Origin of the sequence: Bacillus velezensis (assembly GCF_001461825.1) — a bacterium.
GTDB classification, from domain to species: domain Bacteria; phylum Bacillota; class Bacilli; order Bacillales; family Bacillaceae; genus Bacillus; species Bacillus velezensis.
Map to the genome: position 1 here is coordinate 75,104 of NZ_LLZC01000022.1, position 23,249 is coordinate 98,352.

At 49.7% G+C, this 23,249-nt stretch carries 20 protein-coding genes; 2 read left to right on the top strand and 18 right to left on the bottom strand.

The genetic code is table 11. From position 1 onward, the window contains the following. Positions 1-12: 12 nt before the first annotated feature. Genes ligA through pcrB form a run of 3 tightly spaced genes read right to left on the bottom strand, consistent with a single transcriptional unit; the run spans position 13 to position 5,010 of the window. Positions 13-2,019: an NAD-dependent DNA ligase LigA gene (gene ligA / locus AR442_RS18910; RefSeq protein ID WP_021495174.1), complete on the bottom strand. Its 2,007-nt coding sequence runs from the start codon at positions 2,017-2,019 to the stop codon at positions 13-15. A 24-nt stretch (positions 2,020-2,043) separates the two neighbouring features. Then, positions 2,044-4,263, bottom strand: a complete 2,220-nt coding sequence (gene pcrA / locus AR442_RS18915) for a DNA helicase PcrA (RefSeq protein ID WP_022552708.1) — start codon at positions 4,261-4,263, stop codon at positions 2,044-2,046. Positions 4,264-4,320: 57 nt separating this feature from the next. Continuing rightward, complete coding sequence (pcrB, locus tag AR442_RS18920; RefSeq protein WP_003155740.1) at positions 4,321-5,010, bottom strand: heptaprenylglyceryl phosphate synthase; 690 nt, start codon at positions 5,008-5,010, stop codon at positions 4,321-4,323. 194 nt (positions 5,011-5,204) lie between these two features. Here pcrB and AR442_RS18925 point away from each other — a divergent pair, with 194 nt between their 5' ends. Continuing rightward, positions 5,205-6,779 (top strand): FMN-binding glutamate synthase family protein, encoded by a 1,575-nt coding sequence (locus AR442_RS18925; RefSeq protein ID WP_032863935.1) that lies wholly within the window; start codon positions 5,205-5,207, stop codon positions 6,777-6,779. A 34-nt stretch (positions 6,780-6,813) separates the two neighbouring features. On the opposite strand, the gene AR442_RS18930 is transcribed toward AR442_RS18925, so the two are convergent. From AR442_RS18930 to AR442_RS18940, 3 genes are read right to left on the bottom strand one after another with little or no spacing between them, the layout of a single operon-like run. Next, complete coding sequence (locus AR442_RS18930) at positions 6,814-7,125, bottom strand: YerC/YecD family TrpR-related protein (RefSeq protein ID WP_003155745.1); 312 nt, start codon at positions 7,123-7,125, stop codon at positions 6,814-6,816. A 2-nt stretch (positions 7,126-7,127) separates the two neighbouring features. Continuing rightward, positions 7,128-8,123 (bottom strand): DUF3048 domain-containing protein, encoded by a 996-nt coding sequence (locus tag AR442_RS18935; RefSeq protein WP_014417110.1) that lies wholly within the window; start codon positions 8,121-8,123, stop codon positions 7,128-7,130. A gap of 24 nt (positions 8,124-8,147) precedes the next feature. Continuing rightward, a complete protein-coding gene (locus AR442_RS18940) occupies positions 8,148-9,890 on the bottom strand; it encodes an adenine deaminase (RefSeq protein WP_053285247.1) in 1,743 nt (580 codons plus the stop codon). Positions 9,891-10,011: 121 nt separating this feature from the next. Here AR442_RS18940 and AR442_RS18945 point away from each other — a divergent pair, with 121 nt between their 5' ends. Then, positions 10,012-10,242 carry a YgaP family membrane protein gene (locus AR442_RS18945; protein WP_003155749.1) on the top strand — a complete coding sequence of 77 codons (231 nt, stop codon included), beginning with the start codon at positions 10,012-10,014 and terminating at the stop codon, positions 10,240-10,242. A 156-nt stretch (positions 10,243-10,398) separates the two neighbouring features. Here the strand turns inward: AR442_RS18945 and purD are convergent, their stop codons facing one another. The 12 genes from purD to purE all read right to left on the bottom strand — a co-directional run bounded on the left by purD (position 10,399) and on the right by purE (position 23,196). Continuing rightward, the gene (gene purD / locus AR442_RS18950; RefSeq protein ID WP_017419029.1) at positions 10,399-11,667 is read right to left on the bottom strand and encodes a phosphoribosylamine--glycine ligase; all 1,269 of its coding nucleotides are present in this window, start codon (positions 11,665-11,667) and stop codon (positions 10,399-10,401) included. 15 nt (positions 11,668-11,682) lie between these two features. After that, positions 11,683-13,221, bottom strand: coding sequence for a bifunctional phosphoribosylaminoimidazolecarboxamide formyltransferase/IMP cyclohydrolase (gene purH / locus AR442_RS18955; RefSeq protein WP_014417107.1), 1,539 nt, complete (start codon positions 13,219-13,221; stop codon positions 11,683-11,685). Then, complete coding sequence (gene purN, locus AR442_RS18960; RefSeq protein ID WP_007408902.1) at positions 13,218-13,805, bottom strand: phosphoribosylglycinamide formyltransferase; 588 nt, start codon at positions 13,803-13,805, stop codon at positions 13,218-13,220. Before purN ends, purH begins: the two co-directional genes overlap by 4 nt. Next, positions 13,802-14,842, bottom strand: coding sequence for a phosphoribosylformylglycinamidine cyclo-ligase (gene purM, locus AR442_RS18965; protein ID WP_029973746.1), 1,041 nt, complete (start codon positions 14,840-14,842; stop codon positions 13,802-13,804). The genes purN and purM overlap by 4 nt, the downstream gene beginning before the upstream one ends. A gap of 91 nt (positions 14,843-14,933) precedes the next feature. Then, entirely contained in the window at positions 14,934-16,364 is a 1,431-nt protein-coding gene (purF, locus tag AR442_RS18970) for an amidophosphoribosyltransferase (protein WP_014417105.1), read from the bottom strand. Beyond that, positions 16,340-18,568, bottom strand: coding sequence for a phosphoribosylformylglycinamidine synthase subunit PurL (gene purL, locus AR442_RS18975; RefSeq protein ID WP_029973747.1), 2,229 nt, complete (start codon positions 18,566-18,568; stop codon positions 16,340-16,342). The genes purF and purL overlap by 25 nt, the downstream gene beginning before the upstream one ends. Further along, complete coding sequence (gene purQ / locus AR442_RS18980; RefSeq protein WP_021495182.1) at positions 18,552-19,235, bottom strand: phosphoribosylformylglycinamidine synthase subunit PurQ; 684 nt, start codon at positions 19,233-19,235, stop codon at positions 18,552-18,554. Before purQ ends, purL begins: the two co-directional genes overlap by 17 nt. Further along, positions 19,232-19,486 carry a phosphoribosylformylglycinamidine synthase subunit PurS gene (gene purS / locus AR442_RS18985; RefSeq protein ID WP_017419024.1) on the bottom strand — a complete coding sequence of 85 codons (255 nt, stop codon included), beginning with the start codon at positions 19,484-19,486 and terminating at the stop codon, positions 19,232-19,234. Before purS ends, purQ begins: the two co-directional genes overlap by 4 nt. Then, a complete protein-coding gene (gene purC / locus AR442_RS18990; protein ID WP_007609852.1) occupies positions 19,486-20,205 on the bottom strand; it encodes a phosphoribosylaminoimidazolesuccinocarboxamide synthase in 720 nt (239 codons plus the stop codon). The genes purS and purC overlap by 1 nt, the downstream gene beginning before the upstream one ends. 75 nt (positions 20,206-20,280) lie before the next feature. Next, positions 20,281-21,573, bottom strand: coding sequence for an adenylosuccinate lyase (purB, locus tag AR442_RS18995; RefSeq protein ID WP_014417100.1), 1,293 nt, complete (start codon positions 21,571-21,573; stop codon positions 20,281-20,283). Further along, a complete protein-coding gene (purK, locus tag AR442_RS19000) occupies positions 21,573-22,754 on the bottom strand; it encodes a 5-(carboxyamino)imidazole ribonucleotide synthase (protein WP_053285248.1) in 1,182 nt (393 codons plus the stop codon). Before purK ends, purB begins: the two co-directional genes overlap by 1 nt. After that, on the bottom strand, positions 22,708-23,196 hold the full coding sequence (gene purE / locus AR442_RS19005; protein WP_007609846.1) for a 5-(carboxyamino)imidazole ribonucleotide mutase: 489 nt from the start codon (positions 23,194-23,196) through the stop codon (positions 22,708-22,710). Before purE ends, purK begins: the two co-directional genes overlap by 47 nt. Positions 23,197-23,249 lie beyond the last annotated feature (53 nt).

A 23,249-nucleotide genomic window follows, 5' to 3' on the forward strand; every position in this document is an offset into this window, starting at 1 on the left:
AAAACACTCCTCTTATTTCTTTAGCTCTCCCAATAGCTGTGCTTCATTCCATACTTCAATGTTTAATTCCTGCGCTTTTGTCAGCTTGCTTCCGGCCGCTTCTCCGGCAATCAGCAAGTCTGTTTTTTTGCTGACAGATCCCGTCAGCTTTCCGCCGAGCGCTTCAATCTGCGCCTTGGCTTCATTTCTGGACAGCTCTTCAAGCTTTCCGGTTAACACGATGGTTTTGCCGGCAAAATAAGAGTCGCTGTCCTCCGCTTTTACTTTTTTCGGGCCTTTGTAGAGTGTGTTCACACCGAGTTCCTCAAGTTCATTCAATAGCTCAACCATTTCTTCTTTACGGAAATAGGTGACAACGGCATCGGCCATCTTTTCGCCGATTTCATCTACCGCAAGCAGCTCTTCTTCCGTGGCTTGTTTCAGATTTTCCAGGCTTTCAAAATGCATGGCGAGTGTTTTGGCCGCTTTTGAGCCGATAAAACGGATGCCGAGACCGAACAGCAGGCGTTCCAGCGAATTCTCTTTCGACTTTTGGATGGAGCTGATCAGATTGTCAGTTGATTTTTCCCCCATCCGCTCAAGCCGGATGACCTGCTCTTTCGTCAGCTTATACAAATCAGCGACATTACGGACGAGATGTTCACGGAAAAGCTGTGTGATGACACGTTCTCCGAGTCCGTCAATATTCATCGCGTTGCGTGAGACAAAGTGAATCAGGCCTTCTCTGATCTGCGCCGGACATTCCGGATTGATGCAGCGCAGCGCGACTTCCCCTTCAATGCGGACAAGTTCGCTCTCGCACTCAGGGCAGCTGGTAGGCATATTGAATTCTTTTTCTTCCCCGGTCCGCTGTTCGATTAAGACATTGACGACCTCAGGGATGATGTCGCCCGCTTTTTTGACGACCACTTTATCGAGAATGCGGATATCCTTCTCTTTAATTAAATCTTCGTTATGAAGGGATGCTCTTGAGACCGTCGTTCCCGCGACTTTTACCGGTTCCAGAACGGCGGTCGGCGTAATGACGCCCGTTCTTCCGACATTCAGTTCGATATCGAGCAGTTTTGTCACGACCTCTTCCGCCGGGAATTTATAAGCAATCGCCCAGCGCGGGCTTTTTGCCGTATACCCGAGTTCTTCCTGTTGATCGAGCGAATCGACTTTGATGACGATCCCGTCAATTTCATACGGGAGATCGGCCCGCTTCGCCTGCAGCTCTTCGATCATTTCAATGACTTCATCTATCGTGGCGCATTTTTTCCGTTCCTGATTTGTTTTAAAACCGAGCTCATCCAGAAAATCCAGGCCCTGACTCTGTGTTTCCACACCCATTTCGTCAAGCTCCGCTATACTGTAGACGAAGATGTCAAGATTTCGTTTCGCTGCAATTTTCGGATCGAGCTGTCTGAGTGAGCCCGCAGCCGCGTTCCGGGGATTGGCGAACGGCTCCTCTTCATGTTTCAGCCTTTCTTCATTGAGGGCTTCAAATGACTGTTTCGGCATGTACGCCTCTCCGCGCACTTCTATGGAAAGATTCCGTTTCATTTTCAGCGGAATGTTGCGGATCGTTTTTAAGTTTTCCGTGATATCTTCGCCCGTCGTTCCGTCTCCTCTTGTCGCGCCTCTGACGAAATAGCCGTCTTCATAACGGAGAGAAACAGCAAGACCGTCTATTTTCAGCTCCACGTTATAAGCGACGCCGGCACCGACAGCCTGACGGACGCGGCGGTCAAAATCGCGGAGATCATCATCGTTAAATGCGTTGCCGAGACTGAGCATCGGCGTGCCGTGCTGCACCTTTTGAAACGATTCAAGCACCGCTCCCCCGACCCGCTGTGTGGGCGAATCAGGCGTTCTGAGCTCCGGGTGCTCTTCCTCTATGGCAATCAGCTCCTGCATCAGTCTGTCGTACTCGGAATCCGGCACGCTCGGTTCATCTAAGGTGTAATATTCATAACTGTACTGATCGATGGTGCGGCGCAATTCTTCTGCCCGGTGTTTCGCTGTTTCTTTGTCCATCATGTTCTTCCTTTCCTCTTCAGGTTACTGCTTTTCAATCGGCGCAAAAGCGGCAAGCAGACGCTTCACGCCGACAGGGCTCGGGAATGCGATATCAAGCTCGGTGCTTTCGCCTTCTCCTTTTACGCTGACAACCGTTCCGGTGCCCCATTTTTTATGGCCCGCTTTATCGCCGACCGCCCAGCTGAGCGAGTCGCCGCCTGTTTTGTTCGCATAGGAAACGGGACGGGATACGGGCCCGCGTTTTGGCTGCACTTTTCTTCCCGGCTGCATGCGAGGTGTTTTCTTCTCATTTAGGTTCTCCAATAAATCGCCAGGTATTTCCCTGATAAAGCGGGATTCCGGATTCATATTGGTGCGGCCGAATAAGGTGCGCATTTTGGCATTCGTTAAATACAGTTCTTCTTCCGCCCTCGTAATGCCTACATATGCGAGCCTGCGTTCTTCTTCCATCTCGGCTTCTTCCATCAGGGAGCGGCTGTGCGGGAACACGCCTTCTTCCATGCCCATTAAGAACACGACAGGAAATTCAAGCCCCTTAGCGGCGTGCAGTGTCATTAAAGTGACGGCATCCTTTCCGCCTGATTCCTCTTCCTTCTGGTCGAGCTGGTCAATATCCGCAATCAGCGCCAAATCAGTCAGAAACGCGACGAGAGACTTGTCTTCGCTTTTTTGTTCGAAGTTTTTCGTCACGGAAAGAAACTCGTCGATATTTTCAAGGCGGCTTTGGGCTTCGATTGATTTTTCGGCCTTCAGCATTTCTCTGTATTCCGTTTTCTCGAGAATTTCTTCCGTGAGTTCCGTAATGGACAGGTAATCCTGCATGTTCGTCAGATTTTCAATCATCGCGCCAAAGCCGTCAAGCGCGTTTGCCGCTTTCGCGCTGACGCCGATGAAATCAACCTGTTTGACCGCCTGGAACATTGACATTCCGTTCATCGCCGCATATGAAGCGATTTTTTCTAGCGAAGTTGCGCCGACGCCCCGCTTCGGCACATTGACGATCCGCGTAAAACTGATGTCGTCGTCCGGGTTTGACACAAGGCGCAGGTATGCGAGAATGTCTTTAATTTCTTTCCTGTCGTAGAACTTGGTTCCGCCGACGATATTGTAGTTCAGTCCGGATTTTAAAAGGGTTTCCTCAATGACGCGCGACTGGGCGTTTGTCCGGTATAAAATCGCGATATCGGAAAGCTTCCGCCGGCCCGAACTGTTCAGCTCATAAATTTTGCCCGCGACGAATTGGCCTTCGCCGAATTCATTGTCGCCGCTGTAATAAGAAAGCTTGATGCCTTCGTCATTTTCCGTCCACAGGTTTTTCGGCTTGCGGTTTGAGTTGTTTTTGATCACTTCGTTAGCCGCTTGCAGAATCCGCTTTGTTGAGCGGTAGTTTTGTTCGAGCAGAATCACGTTTGCGCTCGGGTAATCTTTTTCAAAGGAAAGGATATTCGCGATATCCGCCCCGCGCCATCTGTAAATGGACTGGTCGGAGTCACCGACGACGCAGATATTTTCAAGACGGGCCGCAAGCTGCTTCACAAGCAGGTATTGCGCCCTGTTCGTATCCTGATACTCGTCTACGTGAATGTATTGGAATTTACGCTGATAAAACTCAAGCACTTCCGGCACACGCTCGAAAAGCTTAATCGTCGTCATGATTAAATCATCAAAATCGAGCGATTGGTTTTTCAGCAGTTTTTTCTGATAATCGGTATACACGTCACTCGTGACCTGATCGTAGTAGCCGCCGGCCGTTTTTGCGAATTCCTCAGGTTCGATCAGCTCGTTTTTTGCGCTGCTGATGGAGCCTAAAATACTTCTCGGATCAAACTTTTTCGGATCGATATTCCGCTCTTTCAGAATCCCTTTAATAACGGAAAGCTGATCAGCCGTATCAAGAATGGAGAAATTTCGGTTGATGCCGATTCTGTCAATATCCCTGCGCAGAATCCGCACGCACATGCTGTGGAAGGTGGATATCCAGATTTCATCCGCGCCGGGTCCGAGAATGCTCTCAACCCGCTCCTTCATTTCTCTGGCTGCTTTATTTGTAAATGTAATCGCCAGAATGTTCCATGGCGCCACGTGTTTTTCCGCCATTAAGTATGCGATTCTGTGCGTCAGCACACGTGTTTTTCCGCTTCCCGCGCCCGCCATCAGAAGCAGCGGACCGTCCGTCGTCTTGACCGCTTCCTGCTGAACGGGATTTAATCCGCTTAATAATTGATTGCTAATGTAATTCATATCCGTTCACCGCCTATCAAACATATGTTCTATCATAAATCAATTTCGTCCGCTTGGCTACTTTGTCTTTACAGCCGCCACTGTTTTTAGCGCCTGATCAAAATCTTCATATACGGCATTGCCGACAACGATGACATCGGCATGACGGCCGAACCGTTCCGCCGTTTCCGCGTCTTTAATGCCGCCTCCGTAAAACAGGACGGACTTGTCCAGCACAGCCTTCGTTTTCTCCACCGTTTCTATGTCCGCCAGCATCCCGCTGTATTCCAGATAAAAAATCGGGAGATGAAGCAAATGTTCCGCGACCCGCGCATAGGCGAGAATATCTTCTGTTTCTATATGTGTATCCGCCTCCGTCAAAGCAGCCGCCTTACAATCAGGATTGACGATGCAGTAGCCCTCCGTCACGATTTCCTCCATTGACATGAGCTCTCCGTATTCTTTCATCGCCTGATGATGCATGCCGACAATCCAGTCCGCCTTTTTGCTGTTGAGCACACTCGGAATGAAATAAAGATCAAACCCGGGCACAATGGAATCAATCGTCGACACCTCAAGTACGCACGGCACTAAAAACCGCCGCACCTTTGACATCAGTCTCAGCACATTGTCCTCGGTGATATTGTCGCTTCCTCCGATCACAATGGCGTCAGTCCCTGATTCACAAAGCCGTTCCAGCTGTTCATCCGGTAAATCTTTATTCGGATCGAGTTTAAAAACATGCTTCCACTCGTTAACATCGTACATGCGTTTTCGTTCCTCCATTCGTTTCTTGCCATTTAAACATTATAACAAATTCGTTTGGCCCGGAAAAACGGAAAAAGACGTCATTCACCTGATTCACAAAAAAGATTGCGCTCCGCCGGACGGGAAACGGATATGTTTGAAAACAGACAATATGTGGAATGTCAAAGAGAAAAAAGACAAGGAGTCTGATCTCAATGGAACAAGCCATTATCGTACTGATTTGTATATTGATCTTTATTATTTTAGTTCCCGCCGCATTGTTTCTCTGGATATACATAAGAGACGAAAAGCAGGAAGAACATTCAGTGCTGCGCAATTATCCCGTAGCGGGAAAACTGCGCTATATATTTGAAAAAATCGGACCAGAGCTGCGGCAGTATTTATTCAGCAATGATAACGAAGAACAGCCGTTTTCCCGGAGAGAATATGAACAGACGGTCATGTCGGGAAAGTATAAAAGCAGAATGATGGGCTTCGGCTCAGAACGGGATTTCGATCAGCCGGGCTATTATATCCGTAACGCCCTCTTCCCGAAACAAAGGGAGGAGCTGCGCGCAGATCAGACGCCGAAGATCGACACGATGATATACAAAATTGACAAAGACAACCTGCTGAAACGCAGCGAACACCGCGAAAAAGCAAAGGCGGACCCTTATTACCTGCATCCGGACGATGTGCAAGTGATCGGCCGCGATACATGCAAGAAGCCGTTTTATGTGAAAGGGCTAATCGGACAATCAGCGATGAGCTACGGCTCACTTGGCGACCGGGCAATTACCGCCCTGTCAAAAGGGCTGCACCAGGCCGGCGGCACATGGATGAATACAGGCGAAGGCGGCCTGTCTGAGTATCACCTGAAAGGCGGCGCGGATATTATCTGCCAAATCGGTCCCGGGCTGTTCGGCGTCCGCACCGAAGAAGGAGAATTTTCGTGGGAAGAATTTAAGAAAAAAAGCCGCCTCGAACAGATTAAAGCCTTTGAATTAAAGCTTGCGCAAGGGGCGAAAGCAAGAGGCGGGCATATTGACGGTTCAAAGGTGACCGAAGAAATTGCCGCCATCAGAAATGTACAGCCCGGACAATCCATTGACAGCCCAAACCGCTTCAACGAGTTCTCAAATGTTCCGGACATGCTTGATTTCATTGAGAAATTAAGGACTGTCGGAGAAAAACCGGTCGGCATCAAAATTGTCCCGGGAAGCCGCAAAGACCTTGAAGACCTTATTTCCTGTATGAGTTCCTCAGGCAAACTTCCCGACTTTATTACGATTGACGGCAGTGAAGGGGGAACGGGAGCTTCTTTCCATGAGCTGGCGGATTCCGTCGGCCTGCCGATTCTGACCGGCCTCCCCCTTGTTGACGGCCTTTTGAAGACATACGGGATAAGAGATAAGCTGAAAATTTTCGCATCCGGAAAGCTGCTCACTCCGGATAAGATTGCCGTTGCCCTCGCGTTAGGCGCGGATTTTGTCAATATTGCCCGGGGAATGATGTTTTCAGTCGGCTGTATCCGCGCTCAAGTATGCCACACCAATCATTGTCCTGTCGGAGTGGCGACAACCGATCCAAAACTTCAGCGCGCGCTCAGTATCGAGGATAAACAGCACCGCGTCTGCAACTACGTGCTCTCGTTGCGTGAAGGGCTGTTTCACCTAGCCGCGGCGGCGGGCATCAGCTCGCCGGTTCATTTCTCAGCTGAACACATCGTATACCGGGAGGAAGACGGAACCCTGAGGGAACTTCCCGGCCTTTTGAATCCGCACGCATAAAAAAACCGCCTGCCGTCATCGGCAGAGCGGTTTTTTACGTAGCTGAGGAGGATTCTCCTTTGTTTACGCGGTCAAGCGCCATTTCATAGGCGTCGTTTCCGTAATTTAAGCAGCGCTTCACCCGGGAAATCGTCGCTGTGGAAGCACCCGTTTCGCTTTCAATTTTGTGATACGTATTTCCTTCGCGGAGCATTCTTGCCACTTCCAAACGCTGCGCCAGCGATTGGATTTCATTAATCGTACAAAGATCGTCAAAGAAACGATAGCATTCCTCCAGATCTTTCAGCGATAAAATAGATAAAAATAACTGGTCCAGTTCTTTTCCGCGTAATTTATCGATTTGCATCGTCAAACACCTTCTCCTTTACTAATGGAAGCTGCATCGAGATCAGGCACGATATTAATCCATGTCTTTCCTGGCACAAACGGAAGAATCTCACCGCCTTTTACGGGCAGAATACGGCCGTCTTTATATTCCCAGTCTGACTCCATAACATCGCCGTGCTGAAGCAGGAGGCCCTTCCCCCCTGACTGAATATCGATGGCCCGCCTTCCATCTTTGTCTGTCATGCGATGGCCGGCTTCAACAATAAAAATGTTGTGCATGGCTAAAGGCTTTCCGGTCTCCCGGTCTGTCGCTTTCACACCATCAGAGCTTCTTGTATAAGCATCAGCTTTTTTATCATAATCGTATTCGACAAGATTTGTAATGTTTTGTGTTCCATAATCTATCCGAATATTGTAGGTTTCGTTTCCGGGTTTTGCATCTGATGTCTGAAATGGGAGCGGTTCTGTTTTTCCGTTCAGCTTGTATCCTTTTTGTTCCGCCGCCTTCCTGATATTGTCATACGACGTGTAGGAATTGTGGGGCGGCTTGCTGAAATCGGCTCTCCAAAACAGGCTTCCGTCAAAATCCAAACCGTTTATATAATCGTAAGCTCCGGACTCCAGCTGCTTTTTTGCGCCGGGACTCCAGCCATGATGGACAAATATGCTGTTAAACCCGCTGCTGAGCGTGACAAAATATCCCCTCGCGCTCCGCACAGGCCCGACCGTTTCCGGCATCTCACTTTGAAAAATCGCGAGAAACCGCGTAATCCGGCCCTCCGCAAGCGCCTCGATGACAACATCCGCCTTTGACAGCCCGGATTGGGGCCTCGCCTTCGGATGATTGTTCACTGCGACTGCAATCGGACGGCGTTCTGCAAGCTTCTGCTCAGTTTTCAGCCCCGTTAAAGGAGCTTCCGCTTCTTTCGGCTGCACCTGATCGGCATTGTTCTGCCGGCAGGCGGCAAGCAGCAAAAACGCAAAACAAAGCATACAAACGGTTTTCCATCTTTTCATATGTCGGCTCCCTGCTTTTATATTTTAACGCATTATCGATGGAAAGAGTACAGTTTTTTTCATCACGTCGAATATTCCTCTCGGCGTAATGCGGATATAAGGCAGGTGTGTGCTCTGCAAAAAGAGCAGCGTATAGATCGGATCGCAGAATCGGTAGCCCCGCTCCTCCAGCAGCGTCCTCAGTTTTTGCTCTTTCTCAAGCACTTCTTCATAATTCTCCGCAGATGCAGAACCGTTTAAGGCGAGGGGAATCTCATGCAGAATCTTCCCGTTTTCGGCAAGCACGATTCCGCCGCCGATTTCTTTCATCCGTGAGAAAGCGAGCAGGATATCTTCCTTATTTTTTCCGGCAGCGATAATATCTCCTGTTGTCGTGTAGGAACTGACAAAGCCCTGCACCCGATCGGCAAAACCTTTCAGCATTGTATTAACCCGCCATTTTCCATGCTTATCGAGAAGCGTGAGATAGCATTCATCATGATCAAAAGAAAGCTGGTCAACAGAATTATCAATCGCAATCATATACGGCTCCATAATGACCGCGTTGCGCATGGACACACCCATCGGCATTGAAAACTGTAAATCATCCATCGTCATATCATATGAAAGCTCAAGAGGGACAAGACCGCCCTTTTTCCAATCCGTTTCTGTAAACGCATTCATATTTCGGCCGTCTTCCCTCACCAGGATACCTTTGGAGATCACCGTGACCGGGTCAGGATTCATCGGGTCATCGAGAATGTTCAATGAAGCAAGCCGGCCCGGACCGATCACACCGAGAAAGTCGTCCATCTGATAATACTTCGCGATATTAAAGGAGGCCATATTGTAGGCGTCAATCGCCGGAACTCCTTCCTCCAAAGCGATTTTGATTAATTCATTCGTCATGCCGCCTTTATAAAAATGCGGCGTCGCTCCATCCGTCGTGTAAAAGAAATGATCATAATGCCGGAAGCCTTTTTGATGGAGATCCTGCAAAATCGTTCTCAAATCAGGGCGGATGGATGAATGTCTGAGCGAAACATAGTAGCCCAATTCAAGCCGTCTCATCACCTCGCCGCCATTCATCGCCTCGTGGTCGGAATCAGCTCCGAACAGTTTCATCTTCGTCAGTGTTTTCTCAGAGGCTCCGGGAAAATGCCCTTCTATCCGCTTGCGCAGTTTCTTTGTCGCCTGCATGCAATGAAGCATCAGGTCATCGCCGTCCATGAGGCGCGGCCATCCGGTCAATTCTCCGCCTTGAATGACATCCGGGTGCTCAATCCATTGCTTTCGGACATCAAAAGAAAGAAGCTGATCCTCATTCAGCACTTCAGTCTGCAGATCATATCTGGACCACCAGAAATATTGCACCGGCTGTTTTTTCAGTTCTTCCAATATAGTAAGCGCTTTCTTTTTACCGCTGTGCAAAAGAAAAAACAAGTTATCATTAACAAACGTCGTTGTTCCGAATTGAGACACATATTCGGCGAGCGTTTGGGGATTATATATTTGAAAAGGATGTGTATGCGGTTCAATGTAACCTGGCACAATGTATTTTCCTTCACAATTTATGGTATGAATGTGCTCAGCTGCATCAGGAAGCTCATCACCAACATATACAATTCGGTCTCCGTAAATCCAGACGTTCTTTTTCAGCCATTGTTTTAAAAAAGGATTTAATACGAGAGCATCCCGTAAAAGTAGCGTTGGAAGCAGCTTTGAGTCTACAACATCCGCCTGTGATCTGATGTCTTTATTTTTCCAGTTAAAGGTACGTTCGGACATTCACATACTCTCCTTCGCTTATATTAGACCCATCGTATCACATCCGCACAATTATCGCACGGCTAAAACGTTACAAATTATTGAAGATGAATGAAAAACTTTTTCTAAGGGAGCTGAAATGATGAAACCGAATATCAGTTTATTAAATGCCGTTATGCGCATCACTTGCGGCCTCACAATTTTGTCTGCTGCTTCAGCGAAATACACGAGAAAACCTTGGTGCAAGATGCATCTCTTCTGTATGATGATGGGCGCGATGAAAGCGGCGTCCGGCATCCTCCGCTTCTGTCCGGTGACATATATGTTCCAAGCCGGAATGAATCAGGATGACAGCCATCAGCAAGAAAAATAACAAGCCGTTTCGGCTTGTTATTTAATTTCTCCTGTCCCGCGAGTCTGAGAAGAATCCGTCTATACGCCTTCATCGATGACTGGCAAGCCGACAACCTAGGCCGTCCTCAGCTTACGTAAAAAACCCCGCAGCTCGGGTGCTGCGGGGTTCTGCTTTCTATCGTTGAGAAGCTTTCAGCGCACGGGCGCCGATGTCGCTTCTGTAAAACAGTCCGGGTTTTGTCAGCCCTGAAACGGCGCTGTACACTTTATCTCTCGCCGCTTCAAATGTCTCAGCAAATGCGGTGACATTGGCGACCCGACCGCCGTTTGTAACAAATTGGCCGCCGTCTTTTTTCGTTCCGGCATGAAAAACAGCGATCCCGTCTTCAGCGGACGTCAAACTGCCGATCGGCGTCCCTTTCGCATAGCCTTCCGGATAGCCTTCAGAAGCCAGCACAACGCTGACAGCGGCCGTATCCTTCCACCTTAGGTCAACATCCTTCTCATGCAGAAGATCTAAGAGCACCTGGATGAGGTCAGATTCCATTCTCGGCACGACAACCTGTGTTTCCGGATCTCCGAAGCGCGCGTTGAATTCAATGACTTTTGATCCGTTTTCCGTCAGAATCAGCCCCGCGTACAGCACGCCCGTGAAGGAGCGTCCCTCTTTCACCATTGCTTTTGCCGCCGGCTTCACAATCGTTTCGACTGCGCTTCTGACGATATCATCGGAAATGTGCGGCACCGGTGAGTAGGCGCCCATTCCGCCCGTATTCGGCCCTTTGTCTCCATCGAAGGCGCGTTTATGATCTTGAGCGATTACCATCGGATAGACGGTCTCCCCTTTTACAAACGCCATTAAAGAAAATTCTTCGCCGGCGAGGAACTCTTCAATGACAACAGATGCGCTCGCCTCGCCGAATTTCTCATCTTCAAGAAAATCGTGCAGGCATTCAATCGCTTCTTCTTCCGTCATCGCGACCGTGACACCTTTTCCGGCGGCAAGCCCGTCCGCTTTAATGACAATCGGCGCGCCTTTTTGCTGCACATATGCTTTCGCCTCTTCAAATGAAGTAAACGTCTCATATTCCGCCGTCGGAATGCCGTATTTTTTCATTAAATCCTTGGCAAACTGTTTGCTTCCTTCAATGATTGCCGCTTTTTCAGACGGTCCGAAAACAAGCAGTCCGGCTTTTTCAAACTCGTCCGCTATTCCTTCAATCAGAGGAACTTCAGGGCCGATAATCGTCAGCCCGACATGATGTTCTTTCGCAAACGCAATGAGTGCGGCATGATCGCTTTCTTCAATGTTGGCCAGCGTCGCGCAGTCTGCCATACCGTCATTTCCGGGCGCGGCGTACACCGTGTCAACAAGCGGGCTTTGCGCCGCTTTCCAAGCCAATGTATGCTCTCTGCCGCCTTTTCCGATAATCAATACATTCACGCTTCGTTCCCCCTCTTAATGTTTGAAATGTCTGATGCCGGTGAATACCATGGCGATCCCGTATTCATCCGCTTTTTTAATCGAATCTTCATCGCGGACCGATCCGCCTGGCTGGATAATCGCCGTGACACCGGCTTTTGCAGCTTCTTCGACTGTATCCGGCATCGGGAAAAACGCGTCTGATCCGAGCGCGCTGCCTTTTGCTTTTTCTCCGGCCTGCTCAATGGCGATTTTAGCTGAACCGACGCGATTCATCTGTCCTGCGCCCACACCGACCGTCATATGGTCTTTTGCAAGAACGATCGCGTTGGATTTCACGTGTTTGACGACTTTCCAGGCGAGCTTCAGATCTTCCCATTCCTGCTCGTTCGGCTCTCTTTTTGTCGGGATGCTGATGTCGGCGTCATCAAATCCATGGACGTCTAAATCTTGAATCAAAAGGCCGCCCTGTACGGATGTCAGCTGTTTTTCTTTCTTCCCTGATGCGGTCACGTCAAGCGTGAGCAGACGAAGGTTTTTCTTCGCCGTCAGTACGTTCAGCGCTTCTTCACTGAAAGAAGGGGCGATAATGATTTCTAAAAAGATGCCGTGAAGGGCTTCAGCCGTTGCCTGATCAACTTCACGGTTCAGCGCGATGATGCCGCCGAAAATGGAGGTTTTATCAGCTTCTTTCGCTTTATTGAATGCTTCCTCAATTGAAGCTCCCGTACCGACTCCGCACGGATTCATATGTTTAACGGCAACAGCTGCGGGTTCTGTAAACTCCCGGACGATTTGAACGGCCGCATCCGCGTCCTTAATATTGTTGTAAGAAAGCTCTTTGCCGTGAAGCTGTTTTGCCGCCGCGATGGAACCGGAGACAGGGAGTGCGCTTTGGTAGAAAACCGCCTCTTGGTGAGGGTTTTCACCGTAGCGGAGCGATTGTTTTTTCTCAAATGTAACGGTGAATTGCTCAGGGTCTTTCTCACCGGCCTCGCGTGTTAAGTAATCAGCGATTAATGCGTCGTATGCCGCGGTATGGCGGAATACTTTGGCCGCAAGCTCGCGTTTTCTTTTAAGCGAAACACCGCCGTGTTCTTTAATCTCATTGAGCACGGAGCTGTAATCGGCCGGATCTGTGATGACCGTCACATCCTGATGGTTTTTCGATGCGGCGCGCAGCATGCCGGGGCCGCCGATATCAATGTTTTCTATCGCTTCATCGTATGTTACATCTTCTTTTGAAATCGTTTCTTTAAACGGATAAAGGTTGACAACCACAAGGTCAATCGGTGCAATGCCGTGCTCATTGATCTGCGCCATATGCTCTTCATTGTCTCTTACGGCAAGCAGGCCGCCGTGAATATTAGGATGGAGGGTTTTTAACCGTCCGTCCATAATTTCAGGAAATCCGGTCACTTCTGAAATGCCGATGACATCCACACCGTTTTCCTGGAGAAGTTTTTTTGTTCCTCCGGTCGAAATGACTTCGACGCCGAGCTCTGTCAGTTCCTTTACGAAAGGTACGAGATTTGTTTTATCAGAAACACTGATTAGTGCGCGTTTGATTGTCATGCCTTTTCACCTCTGTTATTTAGTCCCAGCAGCTGTTTCACAACGCTCGGATACCATTTGTGCTCAAGCTCGTGTATTGTATGCTCTATGTCTTCAAGCGTATCGTTTTCCTGTATTTCGAATGCTTTTTGCGCGATAATCGGTCCTGTGTCCATGCCTTCGTCGACGTAATGAACAGTAATGCCCGCCACTTTCACACCGGCCCGATACGCCTGTCCGACAGCGTCAATCCCGGGGAATGCCGGAAGAAGCGAGGGATGTATATTAATAATGCGGCCCCCGTATGCTTCAAGCAGCGTATCTCCAATCAGTCTCATATAGCCGGCGAGAACGATTAATTCCGCCCCGTGCAGGCGCAGCTGTTCAATAACGGCCCGTTCAAAGGCCGCTTTGTTTTCAAAAGATGACGGTTCAAAGGCGAATGACGGAATGTGTAAAGCCTCCGCCCTTTCCACCGCCTTTGCCTGAGGCTTATCCGTCACGAGAAGCGAGAGCTCCGCATCCCACTTCTCTTCTCTCATGCGTTTGGCAATGGCCTCGAAGTTCGATCCGTTTCCTGAAGCAAATACCGCAAACTTTTTCATGAAAGAGCCGCACCGCCGAAAGAAATGCCTTCGCCCCGCTTGACCCGGCCGATCAGATAAGCCTTCTCGCCCTGAGCTTCAAGCGTGTCGATGACGTCTGTCAGGTTTTCTTCTTTAACGGCAAGGACAAAACCGATGCCCATATTAAAAACATTGAACATTTCTTCTTCTTTCAGCTTGCCGTGCTCCTGCAGAAACGGAAAAATCGGCGGGATCGGCCATGATCCGTGATCAATTTCCGCACTCAATCCGTCCGGCAGCATCCGCGGGATGTTCTCGATGAATCCTCCGCCTGTCACATGCGCCATGCCGTCCACCTTACCGCTTTTCACCGCCTTGAGCACCGGCTTCACATATATTCTCGTCGGTTCCAGCAATTCTTCTCCGAGAGGACGCGCAAACGGTTCATAGACAGTATCCAAATCAAGTCCGCCGTCATCAAGAAGCACTTTTCTCACAAGGGAAAATCCGTTGCTGTGAAGGCCGCTTGAAGTAAGTCCGATTAAGAGATGCCCCTCTTCGATATGTTCACCGGTGACGATTTCGTCTTTTTCCGCGACGCCGACTGAAAAGCCCGCAATATCGTATTCATCAGCCGTATACAGCCCCGGCATTTCCGCCGTCTCACCGCCGATAAGCGCTGATCCTGACTGCTCGCATCCGTCCGCAACGCCCTGAACGATCTGCTCAATTTTTACCGGATCGGCCTTGCCGACTGCTAAATAATCAAGGAAAAACAGCGGCTCCGCTCCTTGGGCAAGCACATCATTTACACACATCGCGACCGCATCGACGCCGATCGTGTCATGCTTATCCATTGAAAATGCGAGTTTCAGCTTGGTTCCGACACCGTCTGTTCCGGAAATTAAAACAGGCTTTTGATACGGAAGCTCTGACAGATCAAACATTCCGCCAAAACCGCCGAGGCTTCCCATAACGCCGAGCCTTTGCGTGCGCTCCACGTGTTTTTTCATTCGTTTGACGGCTTCGTATCCGGCTTCGATGTCAACTCCGGCATTTTTATAAGCATCAGACATCCCTATCACTCCTTGTCAATTCGTTTCTCCTTAAAAGGCAGAAAGAGAAAGGCAGCCTGAATTCCCGCTGCCTTTATGTCATTTTCACATTTTATTTTGTCAGCACCGCTTCTTTTACGTGAGGAAGCACTGTATCCTGATAAATTTCCGTCGGATATTTGCCCGTAAAACAAGCGAGGCATTGTCCGCAGTTGGTGTCTTCAAATTTTCGGCCGACTCCTTTTAACAATCCGTCTACACTTAAGAAAGAAAGCGTGTCGGCACCGATGATCTGGCGGATTTCTTCCACGGAATGAGAAGAAGCGATCAGCTCCTCATGGGTTGATGTGTCGATGCCGTAGAAGCACGGATGAGCGATCGGCGGTGAACTGATCTTGACGTGCACCTCTGTCGCTCCCGCTTCTCTGAGCATTGTGACAATCCGGCGGCTTGTCGTCCCGCGCACGATGGAATCATCAACCATGACGACCCGTTTTCCTTCAACAACACCGCGGACGGCGGACAGCTTCATTCTGACACCTTGCTCACGCAGAGCCTGGGACGGCTGAATAAACGTTCTGCCGACATAACGGTTTTTAATGAGACCGAGTTCGTACGGAATGCCCGTTGCCTCGGCATAGCCGATGGCTGCAGAAATACTGGAATCAGGCACGCCTGTGACGACATCCGCTTCAATCGCGGACTCCTGGGCAAGCATTTTTCCGAGGTTTTTCCGGGCGCTGTGCACGTTAATGCCGTCGATATTGCTGTCAGGTCTTGAGAAATAAATGTACTCCATGCTGCAGATGGAACGGTTGATATTCATGGAGAAACGCTCTGATTTCATGCCTTCATCATTGATGATCAGCATTTCGCCCGGCTCTACCTCGCGAAGGTATGTCGCGCCGACCACATCGAATGCGCACGTTTCTGAAGCGACGACGTAAGCGTCACCCATCATGCCGATTGACAGCGGTCTGAGTCCGTTCGGGTCAAGCGCTACGATCATTTCTGTTTCAGTCATGATTAAAAAGGCATAAGCGCCTTTCAGCATAGACAGCGAATTTTTGATTTGATCCTTCAGCGAAAAGTGTCCGCTGCGTTTAATCAGATGAGCCAGCACTTCCGTATCGGAGGAAGTCTGAAAAATGCTCCCTTGGTTTTCAAGCTGCTGCTTCAACTGTGTGGCGTTGACCAAGTTGCCGTTATGGGCGAGCGCGAGGCTGCCGTTGTTTTGCGAACGGAACAGGAGCGGCTGGACATTTTCATATCCGCCTCCGCCTGCCGTCGCATAACGGACGTGCCCGATCGCGCCTTTTCCCTTCACTTTGCTCAGTTCGCCGTTTTGAAAAACCTCGGTAATAAGCCCCTGTCCTTTATGCGCAGTCAGTTTTTCACCGTCAGTCGCCACGATGCCGGCGCCTTCCTGTCCTCTGTGCTGGAGGCTGTGCAGGCCGTAATACGTGATCTGCGGGGCTTCTTCATGTCCCCAGATGCCAAACACACCGCATTCTTCATTCAGGCCTTTGATTTCAGCAAGCATGGAATAGCTCCTTTCCACGCGCGCTCAAGTTCTTTCGTTTGCGCGTGAACCAATTGTTGTCCGTCCTGGTTTTGAATCGCCAGAAGTCCGTCAGCCGTTACCTCACCGATATGAACCGCATCAGCCACAGCCGCTTCAAACGCCGCTTGGTGTTCTTTTTTCACCGAAACGACGAAGCGTGATTGAGATTCAGAGAATAATAATGCCGCTTCCCCTTCTACAGTCACGTTGGCGCCAAGGTTTTCCGTCGTCATGACGCTTTCTGCAACCGCCACGCCTAAGCCGCCTTCAGACACATCATGCGCTGATTGAACGAAGCCTTTTTTAATCGCGTCAAGCAATGTTTTTTGGCGTGACAGCTCTATATCAAGATCGATTTGCGGCGCTTTGCCGTAAATGCGGCCTTCTGTCATTTTTTGCAGTTCGCTTCCGGCAAACTCAGGTTTTGTTTCGCCGATCACGTATACAAGATCCCCCGCTTGTTTGAAATGCTGTGTCGTAATATGAGCGGTATCTTCAATTAAGCCGACCATGCCGATCACAGGCGTCGGGTAGATCGCCGTTCCGTTCGATTCATTATAAAGTGATACGTTACCGCCGATGACGGGAGTGCTGAGAACATTGCACGCCTCGCTGATGCCGTCGGCCGCTTTTTCGATCTGCCAGAAAATTTCAGGTTTTTCCGGGTTTCCGAAATTCAGATTATCCGTGACCGCAAGCGGTTCGGCGCCGGAGCATACGATGTTGCGCGCCGCTTCGGCAACGGCGATTTTCCCGCCTTCTTCTGGATCAAGATATAAATAACGCGCGTTGCAATCCGTCGTCATCGCCAGCGCTTTTTTCGTGCCGCGAATTCTGAGCACACCGGCGTCAGAGCCCGGAGCGACCACCGTATTTGTGCGCACCATGTAGTCATATTGATCGTACACCCACTCTTTGCTGGCGATTGTCGGCTGCTGCAGCAGGGCAAAAAGCGTCTCTGTCGCATCTTTTACTTCAGGCGCGGGAACTTCCGTTTCCTGAAACTCGCGGTAGTACGCGGGTTCTGCTGACGGCTTGTGGTATACAGGCGCTTCTTCCGCCAGCGCGTCGACCGGAAGCTCGCAAACAACCTCTCCGTTATGGCGGAGGCGGAGCATTTTATCATCCGTAACATGACCTACGGAAACCGCTTCAAGATCATATTTATCAAAAATATCGACAATTTCCTGTTCACGTCCGCGTTCAATGACGAGAAGCATGCGTTCCTGAGACTCGGAAAGCATCATTTCGTAAGCGGTCATACCTGTTTCCCGCTGCGGAATGAGATCAAGGTTCATTTCAATGCCGGAGCCGGCTTTGCTTGCCATTTCAGCACTCGAACTTGTCAGACCGGCCGCCCCCATATCCTGAATGCCGACTAAGGCGTCGCATTGGATGACTTCAAGGCATGCTTCCAGGAGAAGTTTTTCCATGAAAGGATCGCCGACCTGCACCGCGGAACGTTTTTCTTCAGATGAATCTGACATTTCTTCTGATGCGAAAGTAGCGCCGTGTATGCCGTCGCGGCCCGTTTTAGCGCCTACGTACATGACCGTGTTGCCGACACCTTTCGCCTGGCCTTTTTTAATATCTTTATGATCAATTAAGCCGACGCACATTGCATTGACAAGCGGATTGCCCTCATAGCTTGCGTCAAACTGCACTTCTCCGCCGACCGTCGGAATGCCGATACAGTTTCCGTATCCCGCGATTCCCGCCACTACTTCTTCAAACAAGTACTTCACACGAGGTGAAGTGAGCTCACCAAATCGAAGAGAGTTTAATACAGCTATCGGACGGGCTCCCATTGAGAAAACATCACGGATGATGCCGCCCACTCCCGTCGCAGCACCTTGGTATGGCTCAATCGCTGACGGGTGGTTATGAGATTCAATTTTGAACACGACCGCCTGATTGTCACCGATGTCAACGATTCCCGCGCCTTCTCCGGGACCCTGCAGCACGCGTTCGCCGCTAGTCGGGAATTTGCGTAAAACCGGTTTTGAGTTTTTATAGCTGCAGTGCTCTGACCACATGACGGAAAAAATCCCGATTTCCGTGTAGTTCGGCAATCTTCCGATAATAGATTCAATGAGTGCGAACTCGTCATCACTGACACCCATTTGCTGATAGAGTTTCTCTTCTTTTATCTGTTCTTTACTTGGTTCAAGCAGTAGCGACATGAGTTTCCCTCCAATTTTTCACGATAGACCGGAACAATGTAAGACCGTCTGCGCTGCCGAGCAGTTCATCGACTGCGCGCTCAGGGTGAGGCATCATGCCTAATACGTTGCCTTTCTCATTCACGACGCCGGCAATGCCGCTGACGCTTCCGTTAATATCGCCGCCGTATGTGAAGGCGATTTGATTGTTTTCTTTTAATCTTTCAAGCGTTTCGTCATCACAGTAGAAATTGCCTTCGCCGTGGGCAACCGGAATCGTAATCGATTGTCCTTTTTCATAGGAAGATGTGAATAACGTGCCGCTGTTCTGCACGATTAATTCAACCGGGCGGCAGATGAACTTTAAATCTTTATTGCGTCTCATCGCGCCGGGCAGAAGTCCGAGCTCCTGCAGAATCTGGAATCCGTTGCAGACGCCGAGAACCGGTTTTCCTTCGGCAGCCGCTTTTTTCACGGCCGGCATGATGTTTGCGAATCTGGCGATGGCGCCGCATCTCAAGTAGTCGCCGTATGAAAACCCGCCGGGGATGAGCACGCCGTCAAATCCGTCAAGGCTTGTTTCCTCGTGCCAGACATACTCGACTTCTTCGCCGAGTTCGTCCTTTACGGCGTGGAACATATCAATATCACAGTTGGAGCCGGGTAACACAATCACCGCAAATTTCACTGTGCGACAACCTCCTCAACTTCATATCGGTAGTCTTCAATGACTGTATTGGCAAGGAGCTTTTCACACATTTCTTTCACGAGCGCGTCAAGATCGCGGTCAGATTTTTCAATCGTCAGCTCCATGTATTTTCCGATGCGCACATCCTGCACTTCATTGTAGCTCATGCTGTGCAATGCATGCTGCACCGCGCTTCCTTGAGGATCGAGCACACTTTCTTTTAAGCTGACATAAACTTTCACTTTATACATTATGAAATGCCTCCCAGTCTTTTGAAAATCTCTTCATATGCGTCGGTTAAGCTTCCCAGGTTCCGTCTGAACAAATCTTTATCGAGCTTTTCGTTTGTGTCTTTGTCCCACAGACGGCACGTGTCAGGAGAAATTTCATCCGCTAAAAGCACCCGTCCCTCTGCGTCTAAGCCGAATTCCAGCTTAAAATCTATTAATCTGACGCCGCAGTCTTCAAAAATATGCTGCAGCTCTTGATTGACCTGTTTTGTAATCGATTTGATCGTTTTGACCTGCTCAGGAGCAGCCGCTTTCAAGAGCCAGATATGATCTTCTGTGATGAGCGGATCGCCCAGCGCGTCATCCTTGTAGTAAAATTCGATAATCGGCTGCGGAAGCTCTGTTCCTTCCGGGATGCCGAGACGTTTCGACATGCTTCCGGCGGCAATGTTTCTGACCACGACTTCAAGCGGAATGATGCTCACTTTTTTGATAAGCTGCTCTGATTCTGAAACACGCTCCACAAAGTGGTTGTCAATTCCTTTGGCGTGCAGATGTTTGAAAATCAGGCTTGAAATTTCATTGTTCAGACGGCCCTTTCCGCTGATCTCCGCTTTTTTCTCACCGTTAAAGGCTGTTGCGGAATCCTTGTAGACCACGCGGAGAATCTGTTCGTCTTCAGTTTGATAAATCCGTTTCGCTTTTCCTTCATAAAGAAGATTATTGTTCACAATATTCACGGAAGGCCTCCTAACCCGAATGTTGGGAATATTCAATCTATGGCGGCTGAAGAAGCCGCCTCCGGCTGGCTTCTTCTATAAACCTAAACGATCAAAGATCAAGTCGACGTTTTTCAGATGATAATTGTAGTCAAAGCAATCGGCAATCTGTTCCGGTGTGAGACGGGACGTGATTTTTTCCTCCGCTTCGACAAGCTGGCGGAACGGCACTTGTTTTTCCCACGCTTCCATCGCTTTCGGCTGAACCGTGTCATATGCTTCTTCACGAGGCAGACCCGTGTCGATTAAAGCGAGCAGCACGCGCTGAGAGTAGATTAAACCGAGTGTGCGGTCCATGTTGCGTTTCATATTTTCCGGGAATACCGTTAAGTTTTTGACGATATTGCTGAATCGGTTCAGCATGTAATTCAGCGCGATTGTCGCGTCAGGAAGAATGATGCGCTCAGCTGATGAATGAGAAATATCACGCTCATGCCATAACGGTACATTTTCGTATGCCGTCAGCATGTACCCGCGGATCACGCGCGCCATGCCCGTCATATTTTCCGACCCGATCGGATTCCGTTTATGAGGCATAGCCGATGAACCTTTTTGTCCTTTCGCAAAAAACTCTTCCACTTCACGTGTTTCACTCTTTTGCAGACCGCGGATTTCCACTGCGAATTTTTCAATGCTCGTCGCGATCAAAGCCAGTGCCGCCATGTAATCCGCATGACGGTCGCGCTGTAATGTCTGAGTGGAAATCGGCGCCGCTTTCAGGCCAAGTTTTTCACAGACATACTGCTCTACGAACGGATCAATATTTGCATATGTGCCGACCGCGCCGGAAAGCTTCCCGACTTCGATCCCTTCTTTTGCCTGCTTGAAACGTTCAAGGTTGCGTTTCATTTCTTCGTGCCAAAGCGCGAGTTTCAGGCCGAATGTCGTCGGTTCCGCGTGTACGCCGTGCGTGCGGCCCATCATGACCGTGTATTTATGTTCTTTCGCTTTTTCTTTTATAATGTCAACAAATCTCTCAATGTCCTTGAGCAAGATCTCATTCGCCTGTTTTAATAGATAGGAAAGAGCGGTATCCACGACATCTGTTGACGTCAGGCCGTAGTGAACCCATTTTCTTTCTTCGCCTAATGATTCTGAAACCGCGCGGGTGAATGCAACGACGTCATGGCGCGTATCCTGCTCGATTTCCAAAATGCGGTTGATGTCGAAAGACGCGTTTTCGCGCATGACCTTGACGTCTTCTTTCGGAATGACGCCAAGCTCAGCCCAGGCTTCACAGGCTAAAATCTCGACTTCCAGCCATGCCTGGTATCTGTTTTCGTCCGTCCAGATCGCGGACATTTCAGGTCTTGAATAACGTTCGATCATTATGCTCGTCCTCCGTCTCTATTCATCCATATGTTCGTGATGTCCTGAATCCATGTTTCATCAGGCTTCCGCAAAAATGTCATATGCCCCATTTTACGGCCTTTTTTAATCTCATGTTTTCCGTACAGGTACAGTTTGGCTTCCTTTAAAAGCTCCGTATGCTCCTCCGCAAGCTTCACTTCATCACCGAGCAGATTCACCATCATTCCCGATTTGAGAAGATCGGTTCTGCCGAGAGGAAGTCCGCAGACCGCTCTGATGTGCTGTTCGAATTGGCTCGTTTCACAAAGGTCGAGCGTATAATGCCCTGAATTGTGAGGACGCGGCGCCAGTTCATTAATCAAGAGGCCTCCGTCTTCCGTGACAAACATTTCCACCGCAAGCGGCCCGACAAGCTCCAATTTCTCCGCGAGCTGAACGGCAAGCGCCTCTGCCCGCTTCTGAACCGTTTCCTCCGCTCTCGCGGGCACGATGCTTTGGAACAGAATATTATTTTTGTGGATATTTTCAGCAGCCGGAAAGGTTGAAATCTCACCGTGCACCGATCTCGTCACGATAACGGAAAGCTCCATCCGGAACGATACCCAGCTTTCAAGTATGCACGTGCCGTTTTCTAACAGCGCAGCCGCTTCATCTGTCTGTCCTTCTTCCTTAATGACAAATTGGCCTTTGCCGTCATATCCGCCGCGGCATGTTTTCAGCACCGCCGGGAGTCCCAGTGCCTGAACGGCTTCCTCAAGCTCCCGTCCGCTGTTTACGATCCGATAAGGAGCGACTTGACAGCCTGCTGACTGGATCGCCTTTTTTTCCGTTTCCCTGTTTTGGGTGATGAGCAGCAGCTCGCTTCCCTGGGGAAGATATGCATGTTCTTTGAGCCAGTTGAGCGCCTCGTAATCGATATTTTCAAATTCGTAGGTAATGATGTCACTGACTCCGGCCAATTTTTGAATCGCTTCACGGTCATTGTACTGGGCGGTAATCTCAATATCGGCGATCTGTCCGCATGGCGAGTCTTTCACGGGATCGACGACAGCGACTTTATAGCCCATCTGTTTTGCGGCGACAGCCATCATTTTTCCGAGCTGTCCGCCTCCGATAATGCCGATGACAGCACCGGGAAAAATCGTTTTTTTATCAGACAAGCTGATCACTGCTTTCCAGCACCGTTTGTTTTGTCGCATTTCTTCTCGCCTCTAGTTTATCCGCAATGTCATCGTCAAATGCCGACAAAATTTGCGCGGCTAACAGACCCGCGTTCACTGCGCCCGCTTTCCCGATCGCCGTCGTCGCGACCGGCACGCCGCCGGGCATCTGTACGATAGACAGAAGAGAATCAAGCCCGTTAAGCGATTTCGTCTGAACCGGTACGCCGATCACCGGCAGCGTCGTTTTGGCCGCCGTCATTCCCGGCAGATGCGCCGCTCCCCCGGCTCCGGCAATAATGACTTTTAAACCCCTGTCTCTTGCGCTTTCTGCATATTCAAACATCAAATCAGGCGTCCGGTGCGCGGATACCACCTGTTTTTCATAAGGAATGTGAAGTTCGTCAAGTATGTCGCATGCATGTTTCATTGTCTCCCAATCGGAGGTGCTTCCCATGATGATTCCTGCTAGCGGCTGCATTCTGTTCCCACCTTCTCATGCTTTGTTTTTCAGAAAAAAAAGCCCGGCTTATA